The sequence below is a fragment of the Pseudomonas sp. WC2401 genome, from assembly GCF_041200115.1.
GTDB lineage: Bacteria > Pseudomonadota > Gammaproteobacteria > Pseudomonadales > Pseudomonadaceae > Aquipseudomonas > Aquipseudomonas fragi.
This window is the reverse complement of the sequence record NZ_CP165623.1, coordinates 5,027,665-5,050,442: the sequence shown is the minus strand read 5'-3', so window position 1 is coordinate 5,050,442 and position 22,778 is coordinate 5,027,665. Positions and strand designations below refer to the sequence as shown.

General features: G+C 60.0%; 19 protein-coding genes. 6 read left to right on the top strand and 13 right to left on the bottom strand.

Annotated elements, in window-relative coordinates; genetic code table 11:
* Positions 1-12: 12 nt before the first annotated feature.
* The 10 genes from pgi to dksA all read right to left on the bottom strand — a co-directional run bounded on the left by pgi (position 13) and on the right by dksA (position 12,577).
* A complete protein-coding gene (pgi, locus tag AB3G35_RS23265; protein ID WP_016783427.1) occupies positions 13-1,677 on the bottom strand; it encodes a glucose-6-phosphate isomerase in 1,665 nt (554 codons plus the stop codon).
* 265 nt (positions 1,678-1,942) lie between these two features.
* A complete protein-coding gene (panC, locus tag AB3G35_RS23260) occupies positions 1,943-2,803 on the bottom strand; it encodes a pantoate--beta-alanine ligase (protein WP_095040937.1) in 861 nt (286 codons plus the stop codon).
* Positions 2,800-3,600, bottom strand: a complete 801-nt coding sequence (gene panB, locus AB3G35_RS23255) for a 3-methyl-2-oxobutanoate hydroxymethyltransferase (protein ID WP_016783425.1) — start codon at positions 3,598-3,600, stop codon at positions 2,800-2,802. The genes panC and panB overlap by 4 nt, the downstream gene beginning before the upstream one ends.
* Before the next feature lie 222 nt (positions 3,601-3,822).
* On the bottom strand, positions 3,823-4,305 hold the full coding sequence (folK, locus tag AB3G35_RS23250; protein ID WP_016783424.1) for a 2-amino-4-hydroxy-6-hydroxymethyldihydropteridine diphosphokinase: 483 nt from the start codon (positions 4,303-4,305) through the stop codon (positions 3,823-3,825).
* A gap of 3 nt (positions 4,306-4,308) precedes the next feature.
* The gene (locus AB3G35_RS23245; protein WP_016783423.1) at positions 4,309-5,703 is read right to left on the bottom strand and encodes a polynucleotide adenylyltransferase PcnB; all 1,395 of its coding nucleotides are present in this window, start codon (positions 5,701-5,703) and stop codon (positions 4,309-4,311) included.
* 727 nt (positions 5,704-6,430) lie between these two features.
* Positions 6,431-7,864, bottom strand: a complete 1,434-nt coding sequence (locus AB3G35_RS23240; protein ID WP_016783422.1) for a sigma-54 dependent transcriptional regulator — start codon at positions 7,862-7,864, stop codon at positions 6,431-6,433.
* A 22-nt stretch (positions 7,865-7,886) separates the two neighbouring features.
* Positions 7,887-10,841: a sensor histidine kinase gene (locus tag AB3G35_RS23235; protein WP_162939352.1), complete on the bottom strand. Its 2,955-nt coding sequence runs from the start codon at positions 10,839-10,841 to the stop codon at positions 7,887-7,889.
* Positions 10,825-11,001, bottom strand: coding sequence for a hypothetical protein (locus tag AB3G35_RS23230; RefSeq protein WP_003176118.1), 177 nt, complete (start codon positions 10,999-11,001; stop codon positions 10,825-10,827). The genes AB3G35_RS23235 and AB3G35_RS23230 overlap by 17 nt, the downstream gene beginning before the upstream one ends.
* Positions 11,002-11,079: 78 nt before the next feature.
* On the bottom strand, positions 11,080-11,967 hold the full coding sequence (gene gluQRS / locus AB3G35_RS23225) for a tRNA glutamyl-Q(34) synthetase GluQRS (protein WP_095040934.1): 888 nt from the start codon (positions 11,965-11,967) through the stop codon (positions 11,080-11,082).
* Between the two features lie 169 nt (positions 11,968-12,136).
* Positions 12,137-12,577: an RNA polymerase-binding protein DksA gene (dksA, locus tag AB3G35_RS23220; RefSeq protein ID WP_016783419.1), complete on the bottom strand. Its 441-nt coding sequence runs from the start codon at positions 12,575-12,577 to the stop codon at positions 12,137-12,139.
* 322 nt (positions 12,578-12,899) lie between these two features.
* On the opposite strand from dksA, the gene AB3G35_RS23215 reads away from it, so the two are divergent.
* Together AB3G35_RS23215 and sfsA are read left to right on the top strand one after the other, a co-directional pair.
* Entirely contained in the window at positions 12,900-14,072 is a 1,173-nt protein-coding gene (locus AB3G35_RS23215) for a pyridoxal phosphate-dependent aminotransferase (RefSeq protein WP_106116976.1), read from the top strand.
* Positions 14,072-14,779, top strand: a complete 708-nt coding sequence (sfsA, locus tag AB3G35_RS23210) for a DNA/RNA nuclease SfsA (protein ID WP_016783417.1) — start codon at positions 14,072-14,074, stop codon at positions 14,777-14,779. The genes AB3G35_RS23215 and sfsA overlap by 1 nt, the downstream gene beginning before the upstream one ends.
* On the opposite strand, the gene AB3G35_RS23205 is transcribed toward sfsA, so the two are convergent.
* Positions 14,762-15,100, bottom strand: a complete 339-nt coding sequence (locus AB3G35_RS23205; protein ID WP_369782171.1) for a Rieske (2Fe-2S) protein — start codon at positions 15,098-15,100, stop codon at positions 14,762-14,764. The two genes, sfsA and AB3G35_RS23205, sit on opposite strands and share 18 nt — an antisense overlap.
* A gap of 177 nt (positions 15,101-15,277) precedes the next feature.
* Between AB3G35_RS23205 and AB3G35_RS23200 the strand changes: the two genes are divergently transcribed.
* From AB3G35_RS23200 to AB3G35_RS23190, 3 genes are read left to right on the top strand one after another with little or no spacing between them, the layout of a single operon-like run.
* On the top strand, positions 15,278-16,153 hold the full coding sequence (locus AB3G35_RS23200) for a hemin ABC transporter substrate-binding protein (protein ID WP_106116977.1): 876 nt from the start codon (positions 15,278-15,280) through the stop codon (positions 16,151-16,153).
* Positions 16,154-16,203: 50 nt separating this feature from the next.
* Positions 16,204-17,187 (top strand): iron ABC transporter permease, encoded by a 984-nt coding sequence (locus AB3G35_RS23195; RefSeq protein WP_169845437.1) that lies wholly within the window; start codon positions 16,204-16,206, stop codon positions 17,185-17,187.
* Positions 17,187-17,954 carry a heme ABC transporter ATP-binding protein gene (locus AB3G35_RS23190; RefSeq protein WP_106116978.1) on the top strand — a complete coding sequence of 256 codons (768 nt, stop codon included), beginning with the start codon at positions 17,187-17,189 and terminating at the stop codon, positions 17,952-17,954. The genes AB3G35_RS23195 and AB3G35_RS23190 overlap by 1 nt, the downstream gene beginning before the upstream one ends.
* A gap of 233 nt (positions 17,955-18,187) precedes the next feature.
* Here AB3G35_RS23190 and AB3G35_RS23185 read toward each other — a convergent pair whose 3' ends face one another.
* Entirely contained in the window at positions 18,188-18,460 is a 273-nt protein-coding gene (locus tag AB3G35_RS23185) for a TfoX/Sxy family protein (protein ID WP_016783413.1), read from the bottom strand.
* A 312-nt stretch (positions 18,461-18,772) separates the two neighbouring features.
* Positions 18,773-20,329: a bifunctional aminoglycoside phosphotransferase/ATP-binding protein gene (locus AB3G35_RS23180; protein ID WP_106116979.1), complete on the bottom strand. Its 1,557-nt coding sequence runs from the start codon at positions 20,327-20,329 to the stop codon at positions 18,773-18,775.
* Between the two features lie 116 nt (positions 20,330-20,445).
* On the opposite strand from AB3G35_RS23180, the gene mrcB reads away from it, so the two are divergent.
* A complete protein-coding gene (gene mrcB / locus AB3G35_RS23175; RefSeq protein WP_369782170.1) occupies positions 20,446-22,770 on the top strand; it encodes a penicillin-binding protein 1B in 2,325 nt (774 codons plus the stop codon).
* The last annotated feature ends 8 nt before the right edge of the window (positions 22,771-22,778 follow it).

Here is a 22,778-nt window from a genome sequence, read left to right as displayed (position 1 = left end):
GCTGGCTATCAATCAACCGCGATGACGACCGCGGAAGTAGTTGATCAGACCTTGGGTCGATGCATCGTCGGCAGGTTCTTCCTGGATACCGGTCAGGCGGTTGTATACGCCCTTGCCCAGTTCCTTGCCCAGCTCAACACCCCATTGGTCGAAGGCGTTGATACCCCAGATCACGCTTTGTACAAAGACCTTGTGCTCGTACAGCGCAACCAGTGCACCCAGGCGGCGCGGGCTGATGCGTTCAACCACCAGGGTATTGCTCGGGCGGTTGCCCGGGATCACCTTGTGCGGTGCCAGTTTTTGCACCTCTTCTTCGCTCATGCCTTTGTCGCGCAATTCAGCTTCGGCTTCTGCGCGGGTTTTACCCAGCATCAGCGCCTGGCTTTGCGACAGACAGTTGGCATACAGCCATTGATGGTGGTCGGACACCGGGTTGAAGCTGACAATCGGCACGATAAAGTCGGCCGGGATCAGTTGGGTGCCCTGGTGCAGCAATTGGTGATACGCATGCTGACCGTTGCAGCCCACGCCGCCCCAGATCACCGGGCCAGTATCGGTTGATACCGGAGTGCCATCCTGGCGCACGCTCTTGCCGTTGGATTCCATGTCCAGCTGTTGCAAGTGCTTGGTGATGTTGCGCAGGTAGTGGTCGTACGGCAGGATCGCGTGGCTTTGCGCGCCCCAGAAGTTGCCATACCACACGCCCAGCGCGGCCATCAGCACCGGCATGTTCTGTTCGAACGGCGCGGTCTGGAAATGCTGGTCCATGCTGTAGGCACCGGACAACAGTTCCTTGAAGTTGGACATGCCGATGGCCAGGGCAATTGGCAAGCCAATGGCCGACCACAGCGAGTAACGCCCGCCAACCCAGTCCCACATCGGGAAGATGTTTTCTTCACGAATGCCGAATGCCACGGCTGCCGCGTTGTTGCTCGATACGGCGATGAAGTGGCGGTGCAGCTCTGCTTCCGAGCCGCCCTGAGCCAGGTACCAGGCGCGTGCTGCCTGGGCGTTCTTCAGGGTTTCGAGGGTATTGAAGGATTTCGACGACACGATAAACAGCGTGGTTTCGGCGCGCAGCTTGGCGGTCAGTTCATGGAACTCACTGCCGTCGATGTTCGCCAGGTAATGGCAGCGCACGCCTTTTTGCGCGTAGGACAGCAACGCTTCAGAAACCAGCTCCGGGCCGAGGAACGAGCCGCCGATGCCGATATTGACGATGTCGGTGATCGGTTTTTCGGTGTAACCGCGCCACAGGCCATCGTGAATCCGGCCGACCAGCTCGGTCATCTGGTTCAGGACTTTATGCACCTCGGGCATGATGTTCACGCCGTTGACCGACAATTTGTCGGCCACCGGGCGACGCAGCGCGGTGTGCAGGGCCGGGCGACCCTCGGAGGCGTTGACGATTTCGCCGCCGAACAGCGACTTGATCGCGCCTTTGAGGTCGACCTCATTGGCGAGGTTGACCAGCAAGTCGCGGGTTTCGTTGGTGATCAGGTTTTTCGAGTAGTCCAGAAACAGCCCGCAGCTACTCAGGGTGAATTCTTCAAAACGTTTCGGGTTGCTGTTGAACGCATCGCGCATGCTGAAGTTCTGCATGCCGGCGCGGTGAAGTTTCAACGCCTGCCAGGCGGGCAGGGCGGTAACGTCGTGAGGGGTGCGGTAGTACGCCATCGCTGCGGATATCCTTTTTGCTTGAACTGCCTTTGGACACTGAAAACACCTACGCCTGTTTTTTCTTGTTCAGGCGTTCGGTCGGTCTGATTCTGCACGTTAACTGGAAGCAGGGCGATTACAGTAACCTTCGCGCCTGCTTCTGTCTTGGCTTTGTCTGACACCGAGAAGTAACTTTTGTCACAGTTAAGTCACAACAGGTGAAACGTTTCAGTGTTTCTTTATGGAGTGCGGGTCATTCCGCGGTTCCGCACAGGCGACTCTGTCAGAGCGCGCTGTCGAGATTCAGATGCACGTTGTCGATCAAACGGGTGGCGCCCAGGAAGGCCGCCACCAGAATCACGATGTCGCGATCGGTGGCTTGTGCCGGGAGCAGGGTTTGCCCCTGGCGTACTTCCAGGTAGTCCGGGCGAAAGCCGAGGGCTTCGATTTGCGCCAGATGCTGGCGCACCAGAGCCGGGTAATCGCGCTCACCGGCTTCGATGGCGCGGGCCATTTCGCTCAGGTGGCGATACAGGGCGGGTGCCAGGGCACGCTGCTCATCGCTCAGGTAACCATTGCGCGAGGACAGGGCCAGGCCATCTTCAGCACGCACGGTGGGTTCGCTGATGATCTGGATCGGGAAGTTGAGATCGTTGACCATTGCACGAATGACTGCCAGCTGTTGGTAGTCTTTTTGCCCGAAGATCGCCAGATCCGGCTGAACCATATTGAACAGCTTGCTGACCACAGTGGTCACGCCATCAAAATGCCCGGGGCGACGGCTGCCGCACAGTTCATTGCTCAGTTGGGCTGCGGTCACCCGGGTCAGGCCATCCATGCCGTTGGGGTACATCTCTTCAACGGTGGGGGCGAACAGCAAGTCGCAGCCTGCCTGCAGAAGTCTTTCCTGATCGGCAGCAAGGGTGCGCGGGTAGGTATCGAGGTCTTCGTTGGCGCCAAACTGCAGCGGGTTGACGAAAATGCTCGCCACCACAAAATCGGCTTGTTGTGCGGCGGTGGTCACCAGTGCGGCGTGACCGCTGTGCAGGTTGCCCATGGTTGGCACCAGCGCGATCTGTTTGCCTTCGCGGCGGGCGCGGGCGATGACGGCGCGCAGTTCGCGAACGGTTTTAACTGTGTTCATGCAGAGAATCCGTGTTCGGTAGCAGGAAAGCTGACGGCTTTGACTTCGCTGACGTACGCGCGCAGGGCGGACTGGATGTCGGGCTGGCCGGTCATGAAGTTTTTCACGAACTTGGGCACGCGGCCAGTCAGCGAAAGGCCCAGCATATCGTGCAGTACCAGGACCTGGCCGTCGGTGTCGCTGCCGGCGCCAATGCCGATGACCGGGATCTTGACCGCGTGGGTAATCTCTTTGGCCAGTTCGCTCGGCACGCATTCCAGCAGCAGCATGGCGGCGCCTGCCTGCTCCAGGGCAATGGCATCGGCGCGCATCTGGCGGGCCTGGTTTTCGTTGCGCCCTTGTACCTTGTAACCACCCAGCACATTCACGGTCTGCGGGGTCAGGCCCATGTGCGCACACACGGGGATGCCGCGTTCGGTCATGGCCCGGATCGACTCGGCCAGCCACACGGCGCCTTCGACCTTGACCATATGCGCACCGGCCTTCATCAGCACGGCGCTGTTGTTCAGGCTTTGTTCCAGGGTGGCGTTGGCCATGAAGGCCATGTCCGCGAGGATCAGGGCGTCCTGGTTACCGCGTTTGACGCAGGCCACATGGTAGGCCATGTCGGCGGTCGTCACAGGCAGTGTGCTGTCATGCCCTTGTAGAACCATGCCCAGGGAGTCGCCCACCAGTAGCACTTCAACACCGGCCTGATTGCAGGCGTGGGCGAAGGTGGCGTCGTAGCACGTCAGCATGGTGATTTTTTCACCTTTTTGCTTAAGGCTTTGCAGGGTGGTCAGGGTAATAGCTGGCATGAAAAGGATCCTCGTCAGGCAGTGTGGTAGGCACTGCGAGTCACGCGCGTGATTCATCGTTATGAGCAGGCACACCTTTATAGAGGGCGCTTATAAAGCCTGCTTTTCACTTTGCACCATCCTGTGGATGGCAGCGGGATGCCTATAGTCGTGACGAGGGCACTGGAAGTCAATTCCGGGTGTTACCGTGAAGGTGTTACCCGGGTATTGATTCGTTTCAGCTCAGCAAGCGATGCGCTCAAGGCCGATGAAGGGGCAGTCGTTCAGCAATTGCGCGAGCGTGCGGCCATCGGCGAGTTCCAGCGATGCTGGCGCCAGTTCGGCCAGCGGGTAGAGCACAAAAGGGCGAGCGTGCATGTGGTAATGCGGGACCTTGAGGCGGGGTTCGTCAATCAGGCGATCGCCGAACAGCAGGATGTCCAGATCCAGCGTGCGCGGGCCCCAGCGTTCGTGGCGTTCGCGGCCCTGATCCAGCTCGATGGCTTGCAACGCGTCGAGCAAGTCCAGCGGTGCGAGGCTGCTGTCGATGGCTGCCACGGCATTGGTGTAGCGCGGTTGCCCTGGCAGCAGCGAGTCGCTTTGGTAGAACGCTGAAACCCCGACGAATCGGCAGCCAGGCAATTGCGCAAGCGCCTGGACTGCACTGCGCAACTGATCGGCCGGGTCAGCCAGGTTGCTGCCCATGCCAATGTAGACACGTTCCATCGCTTACTCGTCCGCTGCCGCACTGCGCTTGCGTTTGGCACCGCCGGTGCGGCGACGTTTGCGCGGTGCCGGGCCGCTGCCGTCATCCTTGGCGTTGCTCAGGTCGCGAATCATCTCGCGGCGACCGCTGTCATTGGCGTCCTGATAGTCGGTCCACCATTCGCCCAGGCCGTTGGTCTGCTCGCCGGCGCTTTCACGCAACAGCAGGAAGTCGTAGCCAGCACGGAAGCGCGGGTTGTCGAGCAGCATGTCGGCACGTTTGCCACTGCGGCGCGGCAAGCGTTCCTGCATGTCCCAGATCTCGCGGATCGGCATGGTGAAACGCTTGGGAATAGCAATGCGCTGGCATTGTTCGGCGATCAGTTCATGGGCGGCTTCCTGCATGGCAGGAATCGGCGGCATGCCTTGATCTTGCAGGCGCAATACACGGGCAGGCAGCGCGGGCCACAACAGGGCGGCAAACAGGAAGGCCGGGGTTACCGGTTTGCCCTGTTTGATGCGCAGATCAGTGTTGCGCAAGGCTTCGCTGATCAGGGTGTGGGTGTAGGTCGGGTTGTGCTCCAGTGCTTCGGCGCTGGCCGGGAACAGCGGATCGAACAACTCGAGGTCAACCAGCATTTCGAAGGTGTCAGAAGCGTTACCCGAGAGGAACAGCTTGAGGACTTCTTCAAATAGCCGGGCTGACGGGATTTCGCGCAGCATTGGCGCCAGTTCGCGGATCGGCTCGGCGGTGTGCTTTTCGATGCCAAAGTTGAGTTTGGCGGCAAAGCGCACGGCGCGCAGCATGCGTACCGGGTCTTCCTGGTAGCGCTGTTGCGGGTCGCCGATCAGGCGCAGCAAGCGGTTGCGGATATCGTGTACGCCATTGGCGTAATCGAGGATGCGCTCGCTGACTGGGTCGTAGTACAGGGCATTGATCGTGAAGTCACGACGCTGGGCGTCTTCTTCAAGGGTGCCGTAGACGTTATCGCGCAGGATACGCCCGCTTTCGTTACGCGAGGACTGGTTGCTGTCTTCCTCTTCGTCGTTTTGCGGGTGATTGGCACGGAAGGTCGCAACTTCAATGATTTCGCGGCCAAAGTGGATATGCACCAACTTGAAACGACGACCGATGATTCGCGCATTGCGAAATTCGGCGCGCACTTGCTCGGGCGTGGCGCTGGTGGCGACGTCAAAGTCTTTTGGCGTGATATTGAGCAGCATGTCGCGTACGCAACCGCCGACCAGATAGGCCTGGTAACCGGCGTTCTGCAGGCGTTCGACGATATTGACCGCGTAGCGGCTGAACTGGGCACGTTGCAGCGAGTGTTGGCTGCTGTTGAGCACTTCAGGGGTGCTGCGCAGTTGTTGCGTACGACGCTTGGGAGAACGGAATGACTGGAACAGCTTCTTCAGCATGGGATGCACTGTTTGAAGGAATGTTCGGCCAAAACGAAGAATGACCGCATGATGGGCGGGGATTCTAGCATTTAGTCAGGGGATGGTGTAGGACAGTGAGCCGCTCTTGCGAGCGAAGCTGCAAGCGGCAAGCAGAAAAAGCGCCAAGAGGTGCGCGCTAGACAGGATTTGTTAAATCGCAGAAACCACAAGGGGAGCCGAAGCTCCCCCAGAATTAGTTGCGTGCTCTATTTTTATTATTGGTTGCGGGCTTTTTGTTTTTGTTAATCGCCCTGGTTGCATAGGTCTTGCCTGTACAACCCTCCCAATCGGGAGATAAGAGCAAACGGATTGCTTTGGTCGCTGTGTTGATGTGATCAATGATCCAACCAGTTCAGGCTCTGCTTTAAGTGCAGTTTTTGTTGTTCTCTGCCTGGTCGTGGGGCTAGCCCCATTTACAACGCCTCTCCAAAACAATCAGTTAGCTGCGCCTCCGCCGTGTTGTTCTTGTTATGCGTGAGCCGATACGTCTTATTTTTATTGTGTGCTGCTGTGATTCTTATTGTTCTTGTACGAATACATATTGCAGGGTGCGTGCCAACTTTTGCGCGGCCCCGCAAAACATGGGGTTTGCAGGGTTTTTACCTTTTCCGGGGCAAAAAAAAGCCGGGTCATCGTTACCGTAAGACCCGGCTTTTGTTACGTCTTTTAACGCAGGTAACAGTTTTTTCACAAAACTGTGTGTTACCTAGCCTTCGCTCGGCACGCCGGTTTTGCGTCGCGGAATGCCCAGGCGCTGGCGCCGTTCCCACAGGCATTTGCGGCTGACCCCCAGTTTGCGGGCCAGTTCGGTCTCGGTCATGTGGTCCTGATGCTCAAGTACGAAGTGCTGGAAGTAGTCTTCCAGTGACAGGTCCTCGGTAGGGTCCAGGCTGGTGTTACCGTTGCCGATACCCTGCTGCGGGGCCAGGCCGATAAAGTCATCGTCTTGCAGGTCGCTCAGTTCAATGTCGATACCCAGCAGTTCTGCCGAGATTTCCGGGCTTTCGCACAGGATCACCGCACGCTCGACCGCGTTTTCCAGCTCGCGCACGTTACCCGGCCATGAGTAATGGCTGATCGCCCGTTCGGCATCGGGGGCGAACTTGAGGTCGGTACGGCCGATGCGGGCACTCTGGCGGGCAAGGAAGGCGTTGGCGATTTCATTGACGTCGGCGCCACGCTCGCGCAAGGCCGGCAGCTTGAGGGCAATAACGTGCAGGCGGTAGTACAAGTCCTCACGGAACTGGCCCACTTTGGCCAGGCTCTTGAGGTCACGGTGAGTCGCGGCAATCAGGCGTACATCGACCTTTTGCGACTGCACCGAGCCTACGCGACGAATCTCGCCTTCCTGCAGCACGCGCAGCAGGCGGGCCTGGGCTTCAAGGGGCAGTTCGCCGATTTCATCAAGGAACAGCGTGCCGCCATCGGCAGCCTCGACCAGGCCGGCCCGGCCCGCGCTGGCGCCGGTAAACGCGCCTTTTTCGTGGCCGAACAGTTCGGACTCGATCAGGGACTCGGGGATGGCCGCGCAGTTGACCGAAATCATGGGGGCCTTGGCCCGTCGCGACAGGTTGTGCAGGGCGCGGGCGACCAGCTCTTTACCGGTGCCGGACTCACCCTGGATCAGCACATTGGAGTCGGTAGGCGCCACCTTGCGGATCTTGCTGTACATATCCAGCATCGGTGGGCAGGAGCCGATGATGCCGATTTCACCGTTGCTGTTGTCCACCGTGTTCTTGTCGGCGCTGCCAGCCTTGACCGGGCGTTCGACCGGGGCGCTCTGGGCGTTTTGCCGATCGCGCAGGATGCGCGCCACCGCTTGCAGCATCTCGTCGTGGTCAAAGGGCTTGGCGATGTAGTCCACCGCGCCCATTTTCATCGAGTCCACGGCCGAGCGCAGGCTGGCATAGCTGGTCATGATCAGCACCGGCTTGCCCTGGCCCAGCTTGATCAGCTCGGTACCCGGTGCGCCCGGCAAGCGCAGGTCACTGACGATCAGGTCAAACGAGGGGATGCTGAAACGCTCCTGTGCTTCTTGCACCGAGCCAGCCTCGCTGACCTGGTACTGATTGCGCTCCAGTAAACGGCGTAGTGCGGAGCGGATGATGGTTTCATCTTCGACGATCAAAATATGCGGCATTGATTCGGTTCTCTCGACGGTCTCAGTTCACAGCGGACGTCGCTTCGACATGACGCGGTAGTGTCACCCGGATACGGGTTCCGCGTTGGCTGTGAATGTCAGCCGGGCTGTCGATGGTGATTTGTCCATAATGCTCTTCAACGATGGAATAGACCAGTGCAAGGCCCAGACCGGTGCCTTCGCCAGGGTCCTTGGTGGTGAAAAACGGTTCGAACAAGCGGTCCATGATGCTCTTTGGAATACCTGTGCCTTCGTCTTCGACAATAAGGTCGACGGTGTGCTCGTTGGCCTCGCTCTTGACCCGCACGGCACTGCCCGCAGGCGAAGCATCGCGGGCGTTGGACAGCAGGTTGATGAGCACCTGGGCGAGCCGCTGCGGGTCGCCGTCGACCCAATGGTCCGGGTCGCAGAGGTTGTAGAACTGCACTTCGAAATTGCGCCGGTTCAGGGCCAGCAGGCCAATGGCGTCCTGGGCTACTTCGGCCAGGCAGACGGGCTCGTCATTGTGCTGGTGGCTGCCGGCATGGGCGAAGCTCATCAAGGACTGGACGATGCGCGAGATGCGCTTGGTCTGTTCAAGGATCTGGCTGCTGATTTCTGTCAGTTCGCCGTCGTCTTCCCGTTCTTCGCGCAGGTTTTGCGCCAGGCAGGCAATCCCGGTGACCGGGTTGCCGATTTCATGGGCCACGCCTGCCGCCAGGCGACCGATACTGGCCAGACGCTCGGAGTGCACCAGTTTGTCTTCGAGCATCTGGGTTTCGGTCAGGTCTTCAACCAGCAGTACCAGGCCGCTGTTGCCCGGCGCCAGTGGCTCGTCAATCGCCGCCTTGTGCAGGTTGAGCCAGCGGGTCTGGCCGTCGAGGGCCAGGTGCTGCTTGTGCAAATGTTCGTCGGGCAGGTCGATAAAGCCTTGCAGCAGTTCGCGCCAGGGATCGCCCAGGGTGCTCAGGCGTGAGCCCACCACGCGCTGGGCCGGGATGCCGGTCAGCTCTTCCATGGCCTTGTTCCACATCAGGATCTCCTGATCCTTGGCCAGCGAACACACGCCCATCGGCAGCTCTTGAAGGGTCTGGCGGTGATAACGACGCAAGGCATCCAGTTCGGCTGCCAGCCCGGTGAGGCGCGAGTGGTAGTCCTCAAGCCGGCTTTCGATAAAGTGAATGTCTTCGGTCACATAGTTTTCGCCGCCGGACTTGTAGGGCAAAAACGTTTCGACCATGTCCTGTGCGACGCTGGGGCCCATCAAGCCGGAAAGGTTGGCTTCGATCCGGTCTCGCAGACGGCGCAAGGCGTAAGGGCGACGCTCATCGAACGGCAGGAACAGGTCACGCAGTGCTTGCTCGACTTCTTTTTGCGCGGCCTTGGCCCCCAGGGGCTTGGCCAGCTGGGTGGCGAACTCCTGCGGGGACGCCGCGTGCAACTCACGCCGCTGCGGACGGCGCACGTTGTCTACCGCGCAGGCTTCGGCGGCACTGGCCTCTTCGGGGCTGGCGTTGGTAAACAGGGAAATCAGGGTAAACATCAGCACGTTGGCCGCCAGCGAGGCGATGGCTGCCATGTGCCAGCTGGTATCGTCCAGCACATAGATCATGTTCAGCCACGGGATATAGAACCCCTGGAAGTTGCCGATCAGCGGGAACAGCATGCTCGCCATCCACACCATGATGCCTGCCAGCAAACCGGCAATAAAGCCGCGGCGGTTGGCAGTCGGCCAGTACAGTACCGAGAGCACGCCCGGCAAAAACTGCAAGGTGGCAACAAAGGCCACGATACCGAGGTTGGCCAGATCCTGCTCGGCGCCCAGCAGCAGGTAGAAGCCGTAGCCGGCCATGATGATGGCAACGATCAGGGCGCGGCGCGTCCACTTCAGCCAGCGGTAGATATTGCCTTCGGCAGGTGGCTGATAAAGCGGCAGTACCAGGTGGTTGAGGGCCATGCCCGACAGCGCCAGGGTGGTGACGATAATCAGCCCGCTGGAGGCCGATAGCCCGCCCACATAGGCCAGTAGCGCCAGGGGTTTGCTGTTGGCGGCAATGCCGATGCCGAGGGTGAAGTACTCGGGGTTGGTGGTGGCGCCCAGCTTGAGGCCGGCCCACAGGATCAGCGGCACGGCCAGGCTCATCAGCAGCAGGAACAGCGGCAGGCCCCAGCTGGCGCTGACCAGCCCGCGCGGGTTGAGGTTCTCGGTAAAGGTCATGTGATACATGTGCGGCATCACGATGGCCGAGGCAAAAAACACCAGCAGCAGGGTGCGCCACGGCCCTTCTTGCAAAGGCGTATGCAGCGCGGCGAGGGCGGTCTGGTTTTGCAGCAGCCAGACTTCCAGCTGTTGTGGGCCATCGAACACACCATAAAGCGCGTAGAGGCCCACGCCGCCAATGGCGATCAGCTTGATTACCGACTCAAAGGCAATGGCGAACACCAGCCCTTCGTGTTTTTCCCGGGTGGCGATATGCCGCGAGCCGAAGAAGATCGTGAACAGGGTGATCAGTGCACAGAAACTCAGGGCCACGCGGTGTTGCACGGGTTCGCGGGTGAGGATGCTGATGGAGTCCGCCACGGCCTGGATTTGCAGGGCCAGCAGCGGTAGCACACCGATCAGCATGAAAATCGTGGTCAGCGCACCGGCCCAGGTACTGCGAAAACGGAAGGCGAACAGGTCAGCCAGTGACGACAGTTGATAAGTACGGGTGATTTTCAGAATGGGATAGAGCAGCACCGGCGCCAGCAGAAACGCCCCGGAAACCCCCAGGTAACTGGATAAAAAACCGTAGCCGTATTCGTAGGCCAGGCCCACGGTGCCGTAGAACGCCCAGGCACTGGCGTAGACGCCCAGCGACAGGGTGTAGGTCAGCGGGTGGCGAATGATTGCACGCGGGATCATGCCGCGTTCACTGATCCAGGCTACGCCAAACAGCACCAGCAGGTAGGCGGCGCTGATCAGGATCATCTGGGTCAGGCTAAAGCTCATCGGCATCTTTTTGGCTCTGCAGAATAAAGGTCACGACGATCAGAATCAGCCAGAGCAGATAGGGCCTGTACCAGGCGCCTGTCGCATCGATCCACCAATCCATGATGGCGGGAGAAAATAGGTAGATCCCGACAACCAGCAACAGGACCAATCGATAGATATACATCCCGCCCTCACTTTTACAGGCCGCATGCCCAAAAACGTGCGGCGATGGTAACGGATGGCTGGCAACCTGCAAGGGCTGTCAGCGTAATTGCGCCTCGGCAAGGGTGAGTGTGCGTGGGATATTGGCTGCGTTCCAGTGGGCAATGCCCCAATCCAGAACCTCACGCGGGGTAGCGTCGCTCAGGCTTTCGTCAGTGCGCTGACCCAAGGTGCGCAGGGCGCGCAGCAGCAGCGGGGTTGCCTGCTCCGGGGTCAGGGGGGGTGAACGATAGGATTTGCCCAGTTTGTGGCCATCAGGCTGCACGATCAGCGGCACATGCAGGTAGCGTGGTTGTGACAAGCCCAGCAGCTCTTGCAGGTACAACTGGCGTGGCGTGGAATCGAGCAGGTCGGCGCCGCGCACGATATCGGTCACCCCTTGGGCGGCATCGTCGAGCACCACGGCCAGTTGGTAGGCATACAGGCCGTCACGGCGGCGAATCACGAAATCGCCGACATCCCGCCCCAGGTGCTGACGGAACTCGCCCTGCACCCGGTCGGTGAAGGCATATTCCAGTTCGGGTACGCGAATGCGGATGGCGGCGTTATCCATCGAGTGCCCGGCGTTGCGGCAAAAGCCCGGGTAAATGCCGTTGTAGCCTTCCAGCTGTTTGCGCGAGCAGGTGCAGGCGTACGCCAGGCCCATGCTGAACAGGCGGTTGAGTACTTCCGCGTAGGCTTCGTGGCGTTCGCTTTGACGGACCAGTTCGCCGTCCCATTCAAAGCCATAGCGTTCAAGGGCATCCAGGATCGCGGCCTGGGCACCGGGCATTTCCCGCGGCGGGTCGAGGTCTTCCATGCGCAGCAGCCAGCGACCACCCACGGATCGGGCATCGAGATAGGACGCAAGGGCGGCGACCAGCGAGCCAAAGTGCAGGTGGCCACTGGGCGTTGGGGCGAAGCGCCCGATGTAGGAGGGTGCAGTCATGGACGTGGGCCGATTTTTTGTGGGAGCGGGCTTGCTCGCGATGGGGCAACCCGGTTTTGAACCATTGGCGCGGTAATGCTATCGCGAGCAAGCCCGCTCCCACGCAGGGCACTGAAATTTCAGAAACAAAAATGGGGCGTTCGCACGCCCCATCTGGTCAAACCGGCGATTACTTGCCGACTTGTTTTTCCTTGATTTCAGCCAAGGTCTTGCAGTCTACGCACATGTCGGCAGTAGGACGGGCTTCGAGTCGACGGATACCGATTTCGACGCCGCAGGATTCGCACCAGCCGTATTCTTCGTCTTCGATCAGTTGCAGGGTCTTGTCGATTTTCTTGATCAGCTTGCGCTCGCGATCGCGGGCGCGCAGTTCCAGGCTGAATTCTTCTTCCTGGCTCGCGCGGTCGGATGGGTCAGGAAAGTTTGCCGCTTCGTCTTTCATATGATCAACGGTGCGGTCGACTTCCTGCATCAAGTCCTGTTTCCACTTTTGCAGAATCTTGGTGAAGTGCTTGCGCATGGGCTCGCCCATGTACTCTTCACCCTTCTTTTCAACGTAGGGTTCGAAGCCGCTAAGTTGAGTATTCTGTTGCTTTGCTTGTGTGGGCATGAAATGGACCGCCTCTCATTCTTCTAATCCATTGCGCAGGATTGCAACATCACCGACACCTGCCGGCCCTGCGGCTGCAAGCGGGCGAACTTACCAGATCAAATCGGGCTGCGCTACTCCCGCATGTCTAGCCCGTTCTCAGGGGGTGTGTGCAGAGCCTGTGGTGCTTGAGATTAGTGGCTAATTAATAATTTTAGTCGAGCTATGACTAAAGGCCGGGTTGTTTGGTTCTATTGGCAAGCGGGCTAAGACCGTAATTAGCTCTCCCTTATAGCACTGCTTGGGTAGAATCAGCCTTTTGCTTACCCAGGAAGGCAGGCTCATGGCTCAGTCTTACAGTGCGCGCAGCCGCGCAATCGAACCGTTCCACGTGATGGCGTTGTTGGCGCGAGCCAACGAGTTGCAGGCTGCGGGGCACGATGTGATTCACCTGGAAATCGGCGAGCCGGACTTCACCACGGCCGAGCCGATCATTGCTGCTGGCCAGGCTGCGTTGGCCGCTGGCAAAACCCGGTATACCGCTGCCCGCGGCCTGCCGGAACTGCGCGAAGCGATCTCCGGTTTTTATCAGCAGCGTTATGGCTTGAGTATCGACCCGTCGCGCATTCTGATTACTCCAGGCGGTTCTGGTGCGTTGTTATTGGCATCTAGCCTACTGGTCGATCCGGGTAAGCACTGGTTACTAGCGGATCCGGGCTACCCATGTAATCGACATTTCTTACGTCTGGTGGAGGGAGCTGCTCAGTTGGTGCCCGTTGGTCCGGATGTGCGCTATCAACTGACGGCTGAACTGGTTGAGCGTTGCTGGAATCAAGACAGCGTAGGGGCACTGGTTGCGTCCCCGGCCAACCCGACCGGCACCACGCTGAGCCGTGACGAACTGGCGGCGCTGTCGGCAGCGGTCAAGGCCCGCAACGGGCATCTGGTGGTGGATGAGATCTACCACGGCCTGACTTACGGCTGCGATGCCGCGAGTGTGCTGGAAGTGGATGACAGCGCGTTTGTGCTCAACAGTTTTTCCAAGTATTTCGGCATGACCGGCTGGCGCCTGGGCTGGCTGGTGGCGCCGCCTGAGGCCGTGGCCGACCTCGAGAAACTCGCCCAGAACCTCTATATCAGCGCGCCCAGCATGGCCCAGTACGCTGCACTGGCCTGCTTCGAACCGCAGACCCTGGCCATCCTGGAAGAGCGTCGGGCCGAGTTCGGGCGTCGTCGTGATTATTTGTTACCGGCTTTGCGCGAGCTTGGTTTTGGCATTGCGGTAGAGCCCGAAGGTGCGTTTTACCTGTATGCCGATATCAGCGCGTTTGGCGGTGATGCCTTTGCGTTTTGCCAGCATTTTCTCGAAACCGAGCACATAGCCTTTACGCCGGGTCTGGATTTTGGCCGTTACCAGTCCGGGCATCATGTGCGCTTTGCCTACACCCAAAGTCTGCCGCGCCTGCAAGAAGCTGTTGAGCGGATTGCGCGTGGCCTCAAGAGCTGGAAGGGCTGATGCGTTTTTCACCTGAGCTGGAAGAAGGGCGGCTGATCAAGCGCTACAAGCGTTTTTTGGCGGATATCGAAACCAGTACCGGCGAGTTGATCACCATTCATTGCCCGAACACCGGCTCCATGCTCAATTGCATGGTCGAGGGCGGTCAGGTCTGGTTCAGTCGCTCCAATGACCCCAAGCGCAAGTTGCCGGGCACTTGGGAAATCAGCCAGACCCCGCAAGGGCGGTTGGCGTGCGTGAACACCGGGCGTGCCAATCACTTGATCGAAGAGGCGCTGCTGGCCGGGGTGATCAGCGAGCTGAGCGGCTTCACCGCGCTCAAGCGCGAGGTGCCTTACGGGCAGGAAAAAAGCCGCATCGATTTTCGCCTGGAGTACCCGCAGGGCTTTGCCTATGTCGAGGTCAAAAGTGTCACCCTGGGGTTTGACGGCTCGGCTGTTGCAGCATTCCCGGATGCCGTGACCCAGCGTGGCGCCAAGCATCTGCGGGAACTGGCGACCCTGGCGCGGCAAGGCGTGCGTGCCGTGCAGTTGTATTGCGTCAACCTGACGGGGATCGAGGCGGTGCGCCCGGCTGAAGAAATCGACCCGGGCTATGCTGCTGCACTGCGCGAAGCCGTGGCCGCCGGGGTGCAGGTGCTGGCTTATGGGGTCAGCCTGACCTCTGATGCGGTAGTGGTTGATCGCCGTTTAGACGTCATCCTCTGACGTTGGCGGTGTAATCCATATCCCTTGTCTGTCTTCATGGCAGTCGAGGGCTATCAGAAATTGCCCGGCGCAAGGCCCGGCCACGCATTCGCCGCTTTCGATCAGAAACAGTGCGGCGTGGGTCGAACACTGGATCAGGCTGGCGCTGGCGTCGAGAAACTGGTCGGGTTGCCATTCCAGAGCCACCCCGCGATGGGGGCAGCGGTTTTGGTAGGCATACACCCGGCCCTCACGGCGAACCACCAGCAAGCGCAGCTCATCGAGTGCAAAGCCACGACTGGCGCCTTCGCCCAGCGCCTGGGAGGGGCATAAAAACTTCATGGCGATCCTTAATAACAGCCAAACGGTTATGGAGATGTGGCGTTGTAGAGCGGGTTAATAGGTTGACGTGCAAATGCAAACAATTATCAAATGGCAGCTTGCTCTGCGATGTGCTGTGTTCAGCGCGGCACAATTGTTTGGTCCCATTGAGCCCTCTTTTTCAAGGAAAGCCTCTGTATGCGCCTGAGTACCCGCCTGATTACGTTCTGTGCAGGCCTTATGATCAGTCATGCCAGCCTGGCTGGCGAATTGCCGCAACGCTGGGTCAGCGCCGGAGGAGCGCTTTCGGAGTGGGTCAGCGTATTGGGTGCGGAGTCTAAATTGGTTGGGGTCGATACCACCAGCCAGCACCCTGAATCACTCAAGTCGCTGCCCAGCATCGGCTATCAGCGCCAGCTTTCGGCAGAAGGTGTCCTGAGCCTGAAACCGGATGTGCTGATCGGCACTGAAGAAATGGGTCCGGCTGCGGTTTTGTTGCAGATCCGCGGTGCCGGTGTGCCGGTAGAAATGTTTTCGGCCCAGGCAGACCTTGCCAGCCTTGAGGGCAACTTGCAGCATTTGGGCCGCCTGCTCGGGGACGAGGCCCAGGCCGCACAGGTGTTCAAAAACTACCAGCAACAACTCGACCAGCATCAACTGCAGGTCAAGGCCGCGCAAGCCACGCAACAGGCGCCCGGGGTGTTGCTGCTGCTGGGCCATGCCGGTGGCAAGCCGATGATTGCGGGCAAGGACACGGCGGCCGACTGGCTGCTGACCCAGGCGGGTGGGCACAACCTGGCCACCCACAGCGGTTACAAGCCGTTTTCGGTGGAAGCACTGGCGGGGCTCAATCCTGAAGTGCTGGTATTTGCCGATCGCAGCCTGACCGGTGAGGCGGCGCGCAAGGCGCTGCTGAAAGAAAACCCTGTGCTGGCGTCTATCCGCGCCGCTAAAAATGGGCGTATATACGAAGTCGACCCGACGCTGCTGGTGGGTGGCCTGGGGCCGCGTTTGCCCGAGCGCCTGAAGCAGCTGACGGCTGAGTTCTATCCCGCGGCCCCGGCCAGCCAATGAGAACGCTGGTTAAACCACGGTCGTTGTTTATTGGCTTGAGCGCGTTGTGCCTGTTGTCGATCTGGCTGTCGCTGGCGCTGGGGCCGGTGAGCCTGCCGTTGTTTGATACCTTGCGCGCAGCACTGCGCCTGGTCGGGGTGCCGATTGCGGGTGAAGGCCTTGAGCAGGCCGAGTTGATCCTGGGGCAGATCCGCTTGCCGCGAACCCTGTTGGGCCTGGCGGTGGGGGGTGTGCTGGCGCTGTCGGGTGTGGCCATGCAGGGCTTGTTTCGCAACCCGCTGGCCGACCCCGGGTTGGTCGGCGTCTCCAGCGGCGCGGCCCTGGGCGCGGCAATTGCGATTGTTGGCGGGGCTGCCTTTGGCGGGTTGCCGGAGTTTTTCGGTCCGTACCTGCTGTCGCTGTGTGCGTTTCTTGGTGGCTTGGGGGTTACGGCGCTGGTGTATCGGCTGGGCCGGCGTAACGGCCAGACCAATGTAGCCGTCATGCTGCTTGCGGGCATCGCGCTGACAGCCTTGGCTGGTTCTGCTGTGGGTTTGTTTACCTATCTCGCCGATGACGCGACCTTGCGCACCCTGACGTTCTGGAACCTGGGCAGCCTCAATGGCGCCAGCTATGCACGCTTGTGGCCACTGTTGATTGTGACGGCGGGGGTCGCCCTGTGGCTGCCCCGGCGGGCGAAAGCGCTCAATGCGTTGTTGCTGGGCGAGTCCGAAGCCAGTCATCTGGGTATCGATGTTGAAGGCCTGAAGCGCGAACTGGTGTTCTGCACGGCCCTGGGTGTGGGGGCTGCGGTGGCAGCGGCAGGCATGATCGGTTTTATCGGGTTGGTGGTGCCGCATCTGGTGCGGTTGCTGGCCGGGCCTGATCACCGGGTGCTGTTGCCTGCCTCGGTACTGGCGGGGGCGACCTTGCTGCTGTTTGCCGACTTGATCGCTCGCCTGGCGCTGGCGCCAGCCGAACTGCCCATCGGGATTGTTACCGCGTTTCTCGGTGCGCCTTTCTTCCTTTATTTGCTGATGCGAGGCCGCCACTGATGCTGCGTACGGAAAACCTGCAGATCCGTCGCGATCAGAAAATCGTGCTGGCGGATGTCACCCTTGATGTACGGCCGGGGGAAGTCCTGGGCGTGCTCGGCCCCAATGGCGCGGGCAAAAGCACCCTGCTGGCGGCACTGTGCGGGGAGCTGGCGCCAACGGGCGGGCAGGTCTGGCTGGATGAGCAGGTTTTGGGCCACTGCAAGGGCGCGCAGCGGGCGCAGCGCCTGGCTGTGCTGCCGCAAACCTCGACCCTGGATTTTGCCTTTCGTGTTGAAGAGGTGGTGGGCATGGGCCGACTGCCTCATCAGACCGGTCGTACCCGTGACGCAGAAATCATCCACGAGGCATTGCAGGCCGCCGATGTTGAACATCTTGCCGGGCGCAGCTACCTGGCGTTATCGGGTGGCGAGCGTCAGCGGGTGCATCTGGCCCGGGTGCTGGCGCAATTATGGCCGGGGCAGAACGGGCAGACCCTGCTGCTCGATGAGCCCACCTCGATGCTCGACCCCTTGCATCAGCACACCACGCTCAAGGCCATTCGGGCGTTTGCTGATCGCGGCGCCGCGGTGCTGATCATCCTGCATGACCTGAACCTGGCGGCGCGATATTGTGATCGCCTGCTTTTGCTGGAACAGGGTCGCCCAAGGGCCCTGGGTTGCCCGCAGGCGGTCCTGCAACCGGATGAGCTCAAGGCCGTGTTTGGTCTTGATGTATTGGTGCAGCCGCACCCCGAGCTGGGCTGCCCGATGGTGATTGCTCGCTGAGCAACAGTGCCGGTCGCCCGGCTGGCACTTTTCCACAGGCAAAAAAAGACCCGGCAAGAGCCGGGTCAAATAACCGTGATTAGCCTGATGAGGAGATTTTCTGAGAGTCCGAACCAAGGGCCTTTCAGAAGATCGACTGGTCTCGCGACCAGATGGCGTAATCATAACAATTCTCATTTCCATGTCAACAGCTGTTTTTTACCGTTCATCGTGTTCGTTGCCAATTCGCCCTGTCAGGCTTTTTTCAATGCGGCCAGATGCTCGACTTGCTGGTTGAGCGCCTCTTTGCGTGCGGCAGGAATATCGTTCCAGTGAACATCCAGCAGGGCCCCTTCAATCGCATATAAAAGTACTTTGGAGGCTCTGAAACCGCGGGCCTTGACCGCCCGATAAGCATCCACTGCGCCCAGGCGCCTCAAGTCCGCGGCACTGTGAATGCCAACGGCGTGCAGCCATTGCGCAGAGGTCTTGCCAAGGTTCTTCAAATGCTGGAGTTCATCGTTCATCAGCTCTCCTTGCGACGGCGTGAGCTCAGCGTTTACGGGGTGTGGTGACTCTATTGAGTGTAGCGCTCAGCAGGAAAGTCGCAGTCCGTTAGTCGGTTTTGGAACAAGGCGGGGCTGGAATTGAGCGAATGGGCTGTCGCAAAGTGCAAATCAGCCCCTTGGAGCCAAGGGGGTAGAGCGTCCCAGACCACTCAGCAGGCGTCATCCACCGCGAAACGGGGGTGGCGGATCTGATGTCGTATTTGTGATCGTGGGCGGCTTTGCGCAAACAGGTGCCGTGAAACCCTTGCGGTTTCACGGCGTGGATTGGCTTTACAGGCCCGGCAAACGCTGACGAATGTCGGCAATCAGGGTGTCGAGGCTTTTGCTGTTGTTGGTTTCAACACGCTTGCTGCGCAGGATTTCATCGGCCCCCAGCGGTTCACGGCTGGCTTGCTGCGCCTTGACCACTTCCAGGGTGGCGTCAGACGGGTCGGTGCCCACTGATTTGCGATGGGCCAGCCAGCCTTCGATCACGGCGTCCGGGGCGGTGCAGTCGAGGATCAGGCAAGGCACGCCCGTCGCTTCAGCCACTTGGGCGGCTGCATCACGCTGCTCGCGCTTGAGGTAAGTGGCGTCAATCACCACCGGGAAGCCCGCACGCAGCACGATACCGGCCAGTTCATGCAGCTTGTTGTAGGTAGCTGTACTGGCATCGGCGTTATAGATGCCATCACCCACTGCGTTTTCAGCCGTTTGCTGGCCGAACAGCTGTTTGCGGATGACGTCTGAGCGCAGGCGAATCGCTCCCAGAGCTTCCACGAGTCGCATGGCTACCGAGCTTTTACCGACAGCAGAAACGCCGTGGGTGATGGTCAGGAAGCGTGAAGGAATTGTGCTGTAGCTTTCCGCCAGGTTGGCGTAGTTGCGGTATTGGCGCAGGGTGGCTGCCCGCTGAACCGGGCTGGCTTCGGCCGGCATGCTGAACAGGCTGACCTTGGCACGCACCAGGGCGCGGTAGGCCTTGTAGAAGTTCAGCAGTTCAAGCCCCTGGTAGTCGCCGGTCAGTTCCAGGTACTGGCTGACGAAACGGCGTGCCAGGCATTTCAGGCCACGGTCTTCGAGGTCCATCGCCAGGAAGGCGGTATCGGCGTATACGTCGGTGAAACGGAACGGCTCGTTGAATTCGATGCAGTCGAAAATCACCACCTTGCCGTCAATCATGGTGGCATTGCCCAGGTGAATGTCACCATGGCATTCGCGGATAAAGCCCTGGGCCTTGCGCTGCTCGAACAGCGGCTTGAGGCGGGTGAAGCTGGCTTCTGCCCAGGCCTGGAGGGCATCCAGTTGCAGCAGGTCGGCTTTATCCGAAAGGAACGGGCGAATTTGCTCGAAGTTCTGACGGACCGGATCCATCACCGCTTCAGGCGTGCCCTGGTAGTGCGCAGCAGGAACCTGGGGGGCCTGGGTGTGAAAGCGCGCGATCTGCTGGGCCATTTCGTCGATATGGGCGGCATTCAGCTCGCCATTGGCTTGCAGTGTGCTCAGCAGCTGGCTTTGCGGGAACTGGCGCATTTTCAACGCGTATTCAATGGCCGGGCCTTCACCACCGAATGCTGGCGCGTCGTCGGTGCCGGTGATCGGCAGCACGTCGAGGTACAGGCCTTCGGTCAGGCGCTGGTTAAGGCGCAGCTCTTCATTGCAGAAGTGCTCGCGGCCACTGAGTTCGGTGAAGTCAAGAAAGCCGAAATTGACCGGTTTCTTCAATTTGTAGGCATATGGCCCTGTCAGGATGACCCAGGAGATGTGCGTCTCGATAACCTGAAATCCTTCGACTTCATGGGGGTAGAGGTCCGGGTTTTGCAGGGCGGCAATCAGGTTCTGGCTCACGGTTGATCCTTCAAGGTCTGGAATATTCGATGCGCCATTATGGCGGCTGACAGCGGGAGTGCAAACCGCCGGGCTGCGCATGATGAACATGAATAAAGTGCGTATAATCTCGCGCCATGACTCGTACCCGATCTCCTCGTTCCCGTTCCAAACGTCCCTCTGGCGGCCTTCGGCCCTGGCTGGGCTGGGCAATCAAGCTCAGCCTGGTCGGCCTGGTGGTGCTGGCAGGTTTTGCCGTCTATCTGGATGCCATCGTTCAGGAGAAGTTCTCCGGCAAGCGCTGGACCATCCCGGCCAAGGTGTATGCCCGGCCGCTGGAGCTGTTCGTCGGCCAGAAGCTGAGCAAAAACGACTTCCTCACCGAACTCGATGCGCTGGGCTACCGCCGTGAAAGCGTGGCCAACGGCCCGGGCGCGGCCGCCGTCAATGGCAACACCGTTGACCTCAACACCCGCGGTTTCCAGTTTTACGAAGGCGCCGAACAGGCGCAGCCGGTGCGGGTCAGGTTTTCTGGCGACTATGTGGCAGAGCTGTCATCGACCAACGGTGCCAAGCTGCCTGTGGTGCGCCTTGAGCCGCTGCTGATCGGCGGCATGTACCCGAAAAACCTTGAAGACCGGATCCTGATCAACATCAACCAGGTGCCGCCGTTTCTGCTTGAGACGCTGGTCACCGTCGAAGACCGGGACTTCTACCACCACTTTGGCGTGTCGCCGAAGTCGATTGCGCGGGCCATGTGGGTCAATACCTCGGCCGGGCAAATGCGCCAGGGCGGCAGTACGTTGACCCAGCAACTGGTCAAGAACTTCTACCTGACCAATGAGCGCAGCCTCAGCCGCAAGCTGACCGAAGCCATGATGGCGCTGTTGCTGGAGCTGCATTACGACAAGCGCGAAATTCTCGAGGCGTACCTCAATGAGGTGTTCGTCGGTCAGGACGGCCAGCGCGCCGTGCACGGCTTTGGCCTGGCCAGCCAGTTCTTCTTCAGCCAGCCCCTGGCCGAGCTGAAGCTGCATCAAGTGGCGTTGCTGGTGGGCATGGTCAAAGGTCCGTCGGCCTATAACCCGCGCCGCTACCCTGAGCGTGCGCTGGTGCGGCGTAACCTGGTGCTCGACTTGCTCGAACAACAAGGCGTTGCCACTGCCGAGCAAGTGGCGGCTGCGAAAAAAATGCCACTGGGTGTGACCAAGCGCGGCAGCCTGGCCGACAGCTCGTTCCCCGGCTTCCTCGACCTGGTCAAGCGTCAACTGCGCGAGGACTATCGCGACGAAGACTTGACCGAAGAAGGGCTACGGATTTTCACCAGCTTCGACCCGATCCTGCAGATGAAGTCCGAAGCGGCGCTGGGTGAGACTTTCAAACGCCTGGCCGGGCGCAAGGGTTCGGATGAGGTTGAGGCCGCGATGGTGGTGACCAACCCTGAAACCGGTGAGGTTCAGGCACTGATCGGCAGTCGTGCGCCGGGCTATGCAGGTTTCAACCGGGCGCTGGATGCAGTGCGGCCGATTGGCTCGCTGATCAAGCCGGCGGTCTATCTCACGGCACTGGAGCGACCAAGCCAGTACACGTTGACCAGTTGGCTGTCGGATGAACCGTTATCGATCAAAGGGGCTGATGGCCAGGTCTGGAAGCCGCAGAACTATGACCGTCGTTCCCACGGTACGGTTTTCCTCTATCAGTCGATGATGAACTCCTACAACTTGGGCACGGTAAGGCTGGGGCAGGAAGTCGGCGTACCGAATGTGCTCAAGACCCTGGCACGGCTGGGTGTGGAGCGCGAGTTCCCGGCATTCCCGTCCATGTTGCTGGGGGCTGGTGCATTGAGCCCGATGGAAGTGGCGACGATGTATCAAACCCTGGCCAATGGCGGCTTCAATACGCCGATGCGCGGTATCCGCAGCGTGTTGACCGCAGAGGGTGAGCCGCTCAAGCGCTATCCGTTCCAGATCCAGCAACGTTTCGATCCAGGTTCGATTTTCCTGATCCAGAACGCAATGCAGCATGTGATGCGCGAAGGTACCGGGCGTTCGGTCTATAACGTCTTGCCCAAAAGCCTTGCGCTGGCAGGCAAGACCGGGACCAGTAACGATTCCCGTGACAGTTGGTTCGCAGGGTTCAGCCAGGATTTGCTGGCCGTGGTCTGGCTTGGGCGTGATGACAACGGTAAAACACCATTTACCGGTGCAACCGGTGCCTTGCAGGTATGGACCAGCTTTATGAAGAAGGCCGATCCGCTGCCGCTGGACATGCCTCAGCCGGATAACATAGTGCAGGCTTGGATCGATCCGCATACCGGTCAGGGATCGGATGCCAACTGCCCTGGTGCGGTACAGATGCCGTATATTCGCGGCAGTGAGCCGCCAGCCGGTGCCACCTGTGGTGGGCAGGAGCCTGCCACCGGTGACGCCGTGATGGATTGGGTCAAGGGCTGGTTGAATTAAGCACAGAG

What these genes read in the sequence shown, in the direction of transcription:
- pgi (WP_016783427.1), bottom strand. Translation starts at nt 1,677, where the DNA reads ATGGCGTACTACCGCACCCCTCACGACGTTACCGCCCTGCCCGCCTGG.
- panC (WP_095040937.1), bottom strand. Translation starts at nt 2,803, where the DNA reads ATGAACACAGTTAAAACCGTTCGCGAACTGCGCGCCGTCATCGCCCGC.
- panB (WP_016783425.1), bottom strand. Translation starts at nt 3,600, where the DNA reads ATGCCAGCTATTACCCTGACCACCCTGCAAAGCCTTAAGCAAAAAGGT.
- folK (WP_016783424.1), bottom strand. Translation starts at nt 4,305, where the DNA reads ATGGAACGTGTCTACATTGGCATGGGCAGCAACCTGGCTGACCCGGCC.
- AB3G35_RS23245 (WP_016783423.1), bottom strand. Translation starts at nt 5,703, where the DNA reads ATGCTGAAGAAGCTGTTCCAGTCATTCCGTTCTCCCAAGCGTCGTACG.
- AB3G35_RS23240 (WP_016783422.1), bottom strand. Translation starts at nt 7,864, where the DNA reads ATGCCGCATATTTTGATCGTCGAAGATGAAACCATCATCCGCTCCGCA.
- AB3G35_RS23235 (WP_162939352.1), bottom strand. Translation starts at nt 10,841, where the DNA reads ATGCCGATGAGCTTTAGCCTGACCCAGATGATCCTGATCAGCGCCGCC.
- AB3G35_RS23230 (WP_003176118.1), bottom strand. Translation starts at nt 11,001, where the DNA reads ATGTATATCTATCGATTGGTCCTGTTGCTGGTTGTCGGGATCTACCTA.
- gluQRS (WP_095040934.1), bottom strand. Translation starts at nt 11,967, where the DNA reads ATGACTGCACCCTCCTACATCGGGCGCTTCGCCCCAACGCCCAGTGGC.
- dksA (WP_016783419.1), bottom strand. Translation starts at nt 12,577, where the DNA reads ATGCCCACACAAGCAAAGCAACAGAATACTCAACTTAGCGGCTTCGAA.
- AB3G35_RS23215 (WP_106116976.1), top strand. Translation starts at nt 12,900, where the DNA reads ATGGCTCAGTCTTACAGTGCGCGCAGCCGCGCAATCGAACCGTTCCAC.
- sfsA (WP_016783417.1), top strand. Translation starts at nt 14,072, where the DNA reads ATGCGTTTTTCACCTGAGCTGGAAGAAGGGCGGCTGATCAAGCGCTAC.
- AB3G35_RS23205 (WP_369782171.1), bottom strand. Translation starts at nt 15,100, where the DNA reads ATGAAGTTTTTATGCCCCTCCCAGGCGCTGGGCGAAGGCGCCAGTCGT.
- AB3G35_RS23200 (WP_106116977.1), top strand. Translation starts at nt 15,278, where the DNA reads ATGCGCCTGAGTACCCGCCTGATTACGTTCTGTGCAGGCCTTATGATC.
- AB3G35_RS23190 (WP_106116978.1), top strand. Translation starts at nt 17,187, where the DNA reads ATGCTGCGTACGGAAAACCTGCAGATCCGTCGCGATCAGAAAATCGTG.
- AB3G35_RS23185 (WP_016783413.1), bottom strand. Translation starts at nt 18,460, where the DNA reads ATGAACGATGAACTCCAGCATTTGAAGAACCTTGGCAAGACCTCTGCG.
- mrcB (WP_369782170.1), top strand. Translation starts at nt 20,446, where the DNA reads ATGACTCGTACCCGATCTCCTCGTTCCCGTTCCAAACGTCCCTCTGGC.